This is a genomic window from Riemerella columbina DSM 16469 (assembly GCF_000374405.1).
Taxonomy (GTDB): Bacteria; Bacteroidota; Bacteroidia; order Flavobacteriales; family Weeksellaceae; genus Riemerella; species Riemerella columbina.
On the sequence record NZ_KB894282.1, the window covers coordinates 88,965 to 99,022 of the forward strand.

Below are 10,058 nucleotides of genomic sequence, written 5' to 3' on the forward strand. Positions count from 1 at the left end.
AATTAAAATAAATAATATGAAGACAAAACTACTATTAAGTCTTTTACCTGGAGTGTTTTTTGCACAGCAACAAGTGTCTAAAGATACATTAAAAGGCAACGAAAAAACTATTGAAGAAGTGGTGCTGACGGGGTTTCAAAAGATAGAAAAAAGCAAATTGACCTCATCTGTAGATGTGGTAAAAATGAAGAAAATAGAGCAAAAAGCAACGGCTTCTGTAGACCAAATGTTACAAGGTAAAGTAGCAGGGGTAATGATAACACCGTCATCTGGAACACCAGGACAAATTGCACCGATAAGAATTAGAGGAACCGCTTCTCTATCAGGTAATAATAGCCCACTTTGGGTGATTGATGGAATGCCTTTAGAAGGCAACCAAGCACCAAATTATGATATAGGACAAGATATTAACCTCCTTAAAAACTATTCTATAGCAGGAGTAAACCCTGAGGATATTGAGGATATTACAGTACTCAAAGATGCTTCTGCTACGGCAATATATGGGGCTCAAGCAGCCAATGGTGTTATATTAATTACTACGAAAAATGGCAAGAAAGGAAGAATGAGCATTAACTTTTCTTCTAATACATTTGTAACACAAAAGCCAGATTTTTCTAAATTAAACTTAATGGATACCAATCAGAAAGTGAATTTTGAATTAATGATGGCGGCAAGACCAGATTTAGATGGTTATAGAAAAGATAATGGTGCGATTTCAAGAATTTTAACGGCTAATAATGATTGGGATAATCTAAGAAATGGTGGGACTTCCGCATTAAGCTTGGCATCTCAACAAGCCATTGATCAACTGAGAAAAACCAATACCAATTGGGGAAATTTATTATATCGAAATGCGATTAACCATCAGCATTCTGTGAGCCTTTCTGGTGGACTAGATAATTATAATTACTATGCCTCATTAGGGTATTATAATGAACAGTCTACTGTTATAGGATCGGGTTTTGATAGATTTAATCTGACTTTAAAAAATAATTATAAGTTGAGTAAAAAACTTAGCTTAGGATTATCTATATTTGGAACTTCTACCAAGCAAACTTCATTTTTGTCAGATTCTGGTAGTTATACTACACCTACTTATTATTCTAGAACGGCTAATCCTTATCTAGCACCTAGAGATGCCCAAGGAAATTATATTTATGATCAAGATATTAACTATGTAGAATCTTTGTCCACAGGTGCAGTAACTAGAATTCCTTATAATTACATAGAAGAAAGAGAAAACACCAATTATAGTATGCTGAGTCGTAACCTTAGAGCTATATTAGATTTTGATTTTAAAATCTTTAAAGGCTTAGAATACCGCTCGCAGTTTGGTATATCTATTGGAACTACTAAAACGGAACGCTATGCCGATGAAGCAACTTATTTTATGAGAAAGAGAATGGCTAATAGTGTACAGTTTTCTACTAATAAATCATTCTTGCCAGACGGTGGTTATATGAAGCAAAATAATGCGAACGAATTAGATTATAATTTTAAAAATATCTTGGAGTATAGCCCTAGATTTGGAAAGCACGATATCTCTGCTTTAATAGGTTCTGAAATTAGAAGAACTAATTATACCGATACTATGAGCCAAATGTACGGCTATAACAAGCGTAATAAAACATCCGTACCTTTTGATATTCCCAATAGCGATAGAGATAATCCAATCTATATTCCTAACAAGGACATTGAAGTAGAGAATGCTTATGCTTCATTTTTTGGAACATTATCCTATACTTATGACAATCGTTATACTATATTTGGAAGTGTAAGGTATGATGGAACCAACTTCTTTGGTGCCGAAACTAATAAAAGATGGAATCCGATTTGGGCTGCATCTTTCGCTTGGAATGTTAAGAATGAATCATTTTTAAAGCATAATAACACCATAAGCAGATTAAAATTAAGAGGTTCCTATGGATTACAAGGAAATATTGATAGAACGACTACCCCTTACTATGTAGGACGCTATAATAATACCACCATACTTAATACCTCTGAACCAACGATAACTAATGATGGGGCACCTAATCCATTACTTAGATGGGAAAAAACAACGACCAAAGATTTAGGTTTAGATTTGGGACTTTGGAATAATCGCCTTAATTTCACATTAGATTTTTATGAAAGAAAGGGTGAGGATATTTTAGGATACAAAGATTTACCTTTAGAAACTGGTTTCTCATTAACAAATGTGAACTGGGCTAGTTTAACGAATAGAGGATTTGAGTTTTCTCTAAGTACAACTAATATCAGTACAGAAAAATTCAATTGGGTTACTACATTTAACATTGCCGCTAACAGAAGTAATATTGATGAAGTAAACGATGGGCGCTCTAACTTTTTACCTTCCGGAAAAGGCTATCCTGTAAATGCCGTATTTGGTTTGAGAACAGCGGGCTTAGATGCTAATGGTTTACCTCAGTTCTATGATAAAAATGGGAATGTAGTTTCTGCGGTTGATTTTTACAAAATTTCTGACCCTTGGGGGATTGGCTTTGTAGTAAGTGAATATTCCACAGAAGAATTTAGAAATTTATTTTCTTATATAGGCGACCGTGATCCAAAATACTTTGGTGGTTTAACCAATACATTCAACATCGGTAATTGGGATCTAAACATTGCAGCATCATTTAATATTAAACAGACTGTAGTGGGGCAACCACCATATAACTTTACAGCGGTCGATAGAGGGTTAAATGGTTCTTCTCAAGTTTTAGAGGCGTGGAATCCGAACAACAAAAATTCATCCTTGCCTAGAATTATTGGTAGTGGGACCTTACCAGGGCAGTCAGAAGTCTATGGATGGTTCTCGAGCGGAGATAGTTACAATACTTATAATTATTTTGACTCTTGGATGAAAGAAATCAGTTTCGTGCGAATTAATAATATAAGATTAGGCTATACACTACCTAATCAACTGATTAAATATTCGGGTATTAAATCATTGAAACTATCAGTAGAAGGTAGAAACTTATTTGTTTTTGGTAGTGACTATCATGGATATTTTGATCCAGAAACTTATGGAAATATTTATGCACAACCTATTCAGAAAGCGTTTGTTTTCGGTGTAAATGTAGGTTTTTAATTTTAAAATTTAAAGAAAATATGAAATCAAATATTATAAAACCATTATTGCTCGTTGCGGCATTATCATTAGGCAGCCACTCTTGCCAAAGATACTTGGATATAACGCCTACCGGAAAGGTATTACCTCAGACAGAGGAAGATTTTAGAGCATTACTTACTAGAGCTTACCAATTGTTTCCTAAGCATAAAGCACTTCTAAATTTAAAGTCGGATGAAGTAAAAGCAGGCAATACTTCAGAATCTTATAAAGCTATTTTTACTTGGGATGAATCCAATGCTATCCCAGGTTCTATTGAGATGCCTTATGCATCATTCTATCAAGTGATTTTCAATACCAACTATATCATTCAGAATATTGGTAAATATAATAGTTCAAACCAAAAGACTAATCAAATTTTAGGAGAAGCATATGCTTTGAGGGCTTATACATACTTTGAATTAATCAATATCTATGCACCTGCTTATAATGGAAATAATGGCGATGAATTATCGGTGCCATTAATTACTGAGGTAAATTTAGAACGCAGTTTTCCTCGCGTGACTTTGGATGCTGCCTATAATCAAATTTTATCGGATATCAAATCTTCGGAAGACTTGTTAAACGAGAGTAGTTTTCCAGTAGGGTATAACTATAGATTTACAACAACCGCGCTACATGCATTTAAGGCAAGGTTGTATCAATATAGAGGAGAGTGGAATAAAGCATTACATGAAGCGAATTTGGTATTAAACTCAAATCATAATTTAGAAGATTTCAATCAGTTTAATGTACTACCTAATGATTTTAAATCTAAAGAATCCATCATGAATTTAGAATTGGCTTTAGATTATTCCACAAATCGTTTTTCAAGAGCTAGCGATGAACATATTGCTTTATACGACCAAGTGAATGATTTAAGGTTTTCTAAGTACTTTAAGAAAACTGGTAATGACTGGCAATCTACAAAATACAATTCTAATGATTTTAAATGTAGTTTTAGAGTAGCAGATATTTTATTAGTGAAAGCGGAAGCAGAAGCACGACTAGGAAAAGAAGCCGATTCTAAAGCAACATTGCTTAGTCTTGCTAAAAACAGATATAATGCGATTGGTTTTACACAGTTTAAAACTAAAATCTCATCTCTTTCTGGAAATTCTTATATTAAAGAATTATTAGATGAAAGGGCAAGAGAGCTATCTTTTGAAGGGCTTAGATGGGGGGATTTGCGTAGAACAACACAACCAAAAATCACTCATATATTCGATGGGAAAGCCTATGAATTAAAGGCTAAAGATATAAGATATACGACGCCTTTTCCTAAAGATGCAAGATTAAAAAATCCAGAACTATAATATTTATAAATAATACTTATGAATTTAATTATCAGACTTTTAGTTACAGCTGTATCTGCGTTTCTATTGCAAAAAGTGCTAGATGGTGTGCGTATAGACTCTTTGGGTACCGCCATTGTATTTGCTATTGTATTGGGGGCATTTAATTTATTAATCCGTCCAGTTTTACAATTGATTGGTTTACCATTAACGATATTGACTTTAGGACTATTTGCTTTAGTCATCAATGCGGCAGTGGTACTAATGGCAGACTATTTTGTAGAAGGAATGTCCATTGATGGCTTTTGGTGGGCGTTAGGCTTTAGTATACTGTTGTCTTTCGTAACTTCAGCACTTAATAGTTTAATTTTGAAAGACTAATGAGTATTTTATTGATATTAGTTATTATCAATAGTTTTAGACAGAAAGGGTGTCCAGAAATTCGAGACACCCTTTTTTATCTAAATTATTAAGACTTTCTTTCCAGCACTTCGTCTACCATGCCATATTTTTTGGCTTCGGAAGAAGTCATCCAATAGTCTCTATCAGAGGATTTTTCTACCCACTCATACGACTGTCCAGAATGGTGAGAGATAATATCATAAAGTTCTTTTTTCAATTTTAACATCTCTCTTAAGTTAATTTCCATGTCGCTGGCTACCCCTTGAGCGCCACCGCTTGGCTGGTGAATCATTACTCTAGAATGCTTTAGTGCAGAACGCTTACCTTTTTCCCCAGAAACAAGTAATACCGCTCCCATAGACGCTGCCATACCTGTACAAATAGTGGCTACATCGGGCTTGATGATCTGCATTGTATCGTAAATACCTAATCCAGCATAAACACTTCCCCCTGGCGAGTTGATATAGATTTGAATATCTTTCGCTGGGTCTGAACTTTCTAAAAATAACAATTGTGCTGTCACAATATTAGCCACTTGATCGTCGATGCCTGTACCTAGAAAGATAATTCTATCCATCATCAAACGAGAAAATACATCCATCTGAGCCACATTAAGGCGTCGTTCTTCCATGATATAAGGCGTAAGATTTGTTGGGTTAAACATCCCCATATATTGATCCGTTGCTAAACCATTATTTCCTAAATGTTTAACTGAAAAATCTCTAAATTCTTTTTTAATATCCATAATATTATAATCTTTGTATTTTATTCTCAAATAGTATTCCTACGCGGTAAAGATAGACATTCTGTCATATTACCCGAAATAATTCTTGGTCTAATTTATTTTTAAGTTGGGTTAGTTTGATTATTTTTTGGTAGATTTCTGTTTTATCTTCTGCCTCCGTATTTTTTAATTCTTTAATCATCCTCATCACATATTCTCTTTTATACCTTAGTATGGTTTCTTTTACCAATTTGGATACACTTTCCTCTTTGGGCTTCAGATAAATATTATGTTTTGACCAATCGCTTAACTGGTAAGGTTCTACTAAAACCGTCGCTATTTTCCCTGTTATGGTTTCGTCCATTAAAGTCATAAAAAATTGGTCGGTGCGAAGTTCCCCTTCTGCAATCCCGTCTTCTAGTTCTTTAATAATTTTTTGGTTCGTTGGCGATTGTATCTCGCATTCGTCTTGATGAATAGCCTGGATAATTTCCTCAATAACCGTAGTCTGATAAGATTCGTTATCAATACTTTTTAAATCTATAATCTGAGTTCCATATTTTAGCATAATCTCTACCAACTGCTCCTCTAAATAAAGCAACGCCGTTTGGTTTCTGTCTTCATTAAGGGCATCCACCACTTCCAACTTTTGGGGTTGTGGTTTAGGGACGGGCTGGCTACCACCTCTAAATTCTTTTTGTTTGATTTGGTTTTGAATGCCCAATTCATTAAACAAAGATTTTTCAGAGAGGCTAAACTGGTTAGAAATTTCTTTTAAATAAATCTCTTGTTGTAAAATATTCGGCACAAACGCCACAGACTTTACGATATCTCGAATTGCTTGCGATTTTTTAATAGGGTCATGCTCGGTATCTTTAAGTAAAATTTCAGCCTTAAAGTTGATGAAATCCTGAGCGTGTTCCGCAATGAAATTTTCTACAAAATCCTTTGGATGTTTTCGAGAAAAAGAATCTGGGTCGTCTCCATCGGGGAATAGCAATACTCTAATATTCATCCCTTCGGATAGCAATAAATCTATGCTTCTAAAACTGGCTTTTATCCCTGCGGCATCGCCATCAAACAATATGGTTACATTTTCTGTAAGCCTTTTGATGAGTTTTATTTGCTCTATCGTGAGTGCCGTCCCAGAACTTGCCACTACATTTTCAATTCCCGCTTGATGAAGGGCAATTACATCCATATAGCCCTCTACTAAAAGGCAAAGATTATTTTTAGAAATAGCTTGCTTACTCTGGTTTAAACCATATAGTACATTAGATTTATGGTAGACATCGGTTTCTGGCGAATTGAGGTATTTGGCAGCCTTAACATTAGACTTTAAAATCCTTGCCCCAAAACCTAACACGCGTCCCGAAAAACTATGGATAGGAAACATTACTCGTTCCCGAAATCTATCCACACCTTCTGGTGCATATTCTGTAAATAGAGATAATCCCGATTTTTCTAAAATGTCTTTGCTATAACCTTTGGACAGAGCGTATTCTGTAAACGCATTTTTTTGCATCGGCGAATAGCCCAATTGGAATTTTTTGATGATATCCTCCCGAAGCTCACGCTCTTTAAAATAAGATAATCCAATAGCTCTCCCCTCTTCTTCGTCCCATAGTTGCTCTTGAAAATAATGATTGGCTACTTCATGGATTTTGTAGAGTAAATCTTTTTCATTTTGAGCATTCTTTTCCTCATCGGTAAGTTCCCGTTTGTTTTCCTCTACTTCAATACCATATCTTTTTGCAGCATACCTAAGTGCTTCAGGATAGGAAAAATTTTCAATTTCCATTAAAAAAGAAATTGCCGTTCCCCCTTTACCAGAGGAAAAATCTTTCCATATTTGTTTAGAAGGCGAAACTACAAAACTTGGCGTTTTCTCGTCCACAAATGGACTTAGCCCTTTGAAATTAGACCCTGCTCTTTTAAGTTGCACATACTCACCAACAATGTCTTCCACCCTTATGGCAGAAAAAATTTTATCTATGGTTTCTTTAGTAATCAAAGTCTATGAATATTATTTATGGATAGATATAAAGGGCTTTAAAATATTCGAATCGCTTAAAGGGAATCATTAATTTCCAAAAAGATACCGAACGGTAACGATTTATTCTATAATAAGTGACCAACACATGGTAAGGATAATAGGATAAAAATAAAACTAAGCTTAAGGTAGATGGCAACTTATCAAATGAAAAAATAATTGCCAACAATGGAACAGTAGTTAATAAAATATATTGTAATCTTGACATATTTTAATTAAAAAAATCGACACATCTAAATTAGATTTATACATCACTACATTATACCTCTGTACAGTATTTATTACATTGTATACTAAACCGTTCTATCTTTATCCTTGCCAAAAAACATTTTAATCACCACAGGTGCTGTTGTCACCAATACGATAATCAGGATAATAATTTCCAAATGCTTTTTAAGGTCAATATCAAACTGTTCGATGAATAACTTATCCAAATAATGACCTGCAAAAATTAGCGAAAACGCCCAAGCAATAGCTCCGATGATGTTATATAGCATAAATTTTCCCTTTTCCATCCCAACAATTCCAGCAACAATAGGTGCAAAAGTCCTTACCACAGGTAAAAATCTCGCGGCGATAATCGCAATACGCCCATGGTCTTCGTAAAAATCGTGGGCTTTGAATAGATATTTCTTTTTAAATAAAAATGAATCAGGTCTGTCATAAAGTGATGGTCCACTCTTTCTACCAAACCAATAGCCTACCATATTACCCAAAATGGCTGCACAAGCAATCGCACTGGCTAGGATAATAGTACACAGAAAATCATTTTCTACAATTCCAAAAGTTTCTTTAATTAAAGGGACAGCATAAATTCCCGAGATAAACAATAAACTATCCCCTGGCAGGAAAAACCCAACAAATAGACCTGTTTCAGCAAAAATGATAAATAGTACCAGCCAAAAACCGCCTAGTTTAATGTAAAATTCAGGGTTAAGTAAATCTTTCCAACTTTCAAAATGTTCCATAAAAATCTATTAAGTCACAAAAATAGTCAATTTAATTCTGTTAATAGCAGGAAAGTGTACAGTTTTAACAAATTTTATAATTCGCCGTTGTCTTCCGTTATCGCCGTTCCATCTGCCATTAGAAATGCTTTTAAGAATGGAGTAATATCACCATTCATCACCCCATCTACATCTGAAGTTTCGTGTCCCGAACGCACATCTTTTACTAACTTATAAGGATGCATCACATAATTTCGGATTTGGCTGCCCCATTCTATTTTCATTTTGTTGGCTTCTATTTCATTTCGGGCTTTCATACGCTCTTCCAACTCTATTTCATAGAGTCTAGATTTAAGGAGCTGCAAGGCTTTTTCCTTATTTTGAAGTTGCGAACGGCTTTCAGAGTTTTCAATAATAATCCCCGTTGGTTCGTGTCTAAGTCGCACAGCGGTTTCCACTTTATTTACATTTTGTCCCCCCGCACCAGAAGCTCTCATTGTTTCAAAACTGATATCGGCAGGGTTGATATTAATCTCAATAGAATCGTCTACCAAAGGATAAACATACACCGACACAAAGCTGGTATGGCGCTTGGCATTACTATCAAACGGCGAGATTCTTACCAAACGGTGTACTCCATTTTCGCCTTTTAGGTATCCAAACGCATATTCCCCATCAATTTCTAAAGTCACGGTTTTAATTCCTGCCACATCCCCTTCCTGAAAGTTGAGTTCTTTTACTTTATAGCCATTTTTTTCAGCCCACATCAGATACATCCGCATCAACATAGACGCCCAATCGCAACTTTCTGTCCCCCCTGCCCCAGCGGTAATTTGCAATACCGCAGAAAGTTCATCTCCTTCATTGGATAGCATATTTTTAAACTCAAGATTTTCTACTTTTTCTAAAAGTTTTGGATAAGTTGCTTCCAATTCTTTTTCGCTTTCTGCATCTTCTTTGGCAAAGTCTACTAGTACTTCCAAATCTTCTAACCCTGTAAAAATAGCATCGTAATCCTCTACCCATTTCTTTTTAGAACGCAGTTGCTTCAGAAAAGTTTCCGCTTCTTTAGGATTATCCCAAAAGTCTGGAGCAGCAGTTTTTTCATCATCATTAATGATTTCTAACTTCTTCTTTTCAATTTGAAGATATTGGTGCAAGTCCTCCACTCTGGATTGTAAGGCTTTTAATTGGTCGATTGTAATCACGCAAAATAAATTTTGACAAAAATAAGGAAAATTTAGTGTAAAAATTGTTATATCCTAGACTTTAAGCTATAAGTAATGTGCCGAGGGCTGTAAACAAAAAACATAAGGACTTAAGAATTACTTTTTCGTCTATATTTTTATTTTTTATCTCTTGCACAATAAAAAAATTATCCATATTTTTGCCCCCATTATGTTACACATTTTCACAGAAATAAAACTTTTTCAAAAAAACTACCCAAATAATTTGGTGGTTTCAGAAAATTGTGTAAACACACACACACACACACACACACACACACACACACACACACACACAC

Annotated in this window: 8 protein-coding genes; 3 read left to right on the forward strand and 5 right to left on the reverse strand. The window is 34.8% G+C overall.

Annotation, left to right across the window (positions count from 1 at the left end; all coding sequences use genetic code 11):
- Positions 1-16: 16 nt before the first annotated feature.
- Genes C237_RS0112065 through C237_RS0112075 form a run of 3 tightly spaced genes read left to right on the forward strand, consistent with a single transcriptional unit; the run spans position 17 to position 4,788 of the window.
- On the forward strand, positions 17-3,094 hold the full coding sequence (locus C237_RS0112065; RefSeq protein WP_026315683.1) for a SusC/RagA family TonB-linked outer membrane protein: 3,078 nt from the start codon (positions 17-19) through the stop codon (positions 3,092-3,094).
- Between the two features lie 20 nt (positions 3,095-3,114).
- Positions 3,115-4,428 (forward strand): RagB/SusD family nutrient uptake outer membrane protein, encoded by a 1,314-nt coding sequence (locus tag C237_RS0112070; RefSeq protein ID WP_018676718.1) that lies wholly within the window; start codon positions 3,115-3,117, stop codon positions 4,426-4,428.
- Between the two features lie 18 nt (positions 4,429-4,446).
- Positions 4,447-4,788: a phage holin family protein gene (locus C237_RS0112075; protein WP_018676719.1), complete on the forward strand. Its 342-nt coding sequence runs from the start codon at positions 4,447-4,449 to the stop codon at positions 4,786-4,788.
- Between the two features lie 88 nt (positions 4,789-4,876).
- Here the strand turns inward: C237_RS0112075 and clpP are convergent, their stop codons facing one another.
- The 5 genes from clpP to prfB all read right to left on the reverse strand — a co-directional run bounded on the left by clpP (position 4,877) and on the right by prfB (position 9,741).
- Positions 4,877-5,554: an ATP-dependent Clp endopeptidase proteolytic subunit ClpP gene (gene clpP / locus C237_RS0112080; RefSeq protein ID WP_018676720.1), complete on the reverse strand. Its 678-nt coding sequence runs from the start codon at positions 5,552-5,554 to the stop codon at positions 4,877-4,879.
- A 64-nt stretch (positions 5,555-5,618) separates the two neighbouring features.
- Positions 5,619-7,547 (reverse strand): DNA primase, encoded by a 1,929-nt coding sequence (gene dnaG, locus C237_RS0112085; protein ID WP_018676721.1) that lies wholly within the window; start codon positions 7,545-7,547, stop codon positions 5,619-5,621.
- A 16-nt stretch (positions 7,548-7,563) separates the two neighbouring features.
- The gene (locus C237_RS14680; RefSeq protein ID WP_156809760.1) at positions 7,564-7,794 is read right to left on the reverse strand and encodes a hypothetical protein; all 231 of its coding nucleotides are present in this window, start codon (positions 7,792-7,794) and stop codon (positions 7,564-7,566) included.
- An 85-nt stretch (positions 7,795-7,879) separates the two neighbouring features.
- Positions 7,880-8,554, reverse strand: coding sequence for a DedA family protein (locus tag C237_RS0112090; RefSeq protein WP_018676722.1), 675 nt, complete (start codon positions 8,552-8,554; stop codon positions 7,880-7,882).
- 74 nt (positions 8,555-8,628) lie between these two features.
- A complete protein-coding gene (gene prfB, locus C237_RS0112095; RefSeq protein WP_018676723.1) occupies positions 8,629-9,741 on the reverse strand; it encodes a peptide chain release factor 2 in 1,113 nt (370 codons plus the stop codon).
- Between the last annotated feature and the right edge of the window lie 317 nt (positions 9,742-10,058).

Excerpts from the sequence above, each read along its gene's own strand:
- C237_RS0112065 (WP_026315683.1), top strand. The coding sequence starts at position 17 with ATGAAGACAAAACTACTATTAAGTCTTTTACCTGGAGTGTTTTTTGCA.
- C237_RS0112070 (WP_018676718.1), top strand. The coding sequence starts at position 3,115 with ATGAAATCAAATATTATAAAACCATTATTGCTCGTTGCGGCATTATCA.
- C237_RS0112075 (WP_018676719.1), top strand. The coding sequence starts at position 4,447 with ATGAATTTAATTATCAGACTTTTAGTTACAGCTGTATCTGCGTTTCTA.
- clpP (WP_018676720.1), bottom strand. The coding sequence starts at position 5,554 with ATGGATATTAAAAAAGAATTTAGAGATTTTTCAGTTAAACATTTAGGA.
- C237_RS14680 (WP_156809760.1), bottom strand. The coding sequence starts at position 7,794 with ATGTCAAGATTACAATATATTTTATTAACTACTGTTCCATTGTTGGCA.
- C237_RS0112090 (WP_018676722.1), bottom strand. The coding sequence starts at position 8,554 with ATGGAACATTTTGAAAGTTGGAAAGATTTACTTAACCCTGAATTTTAC.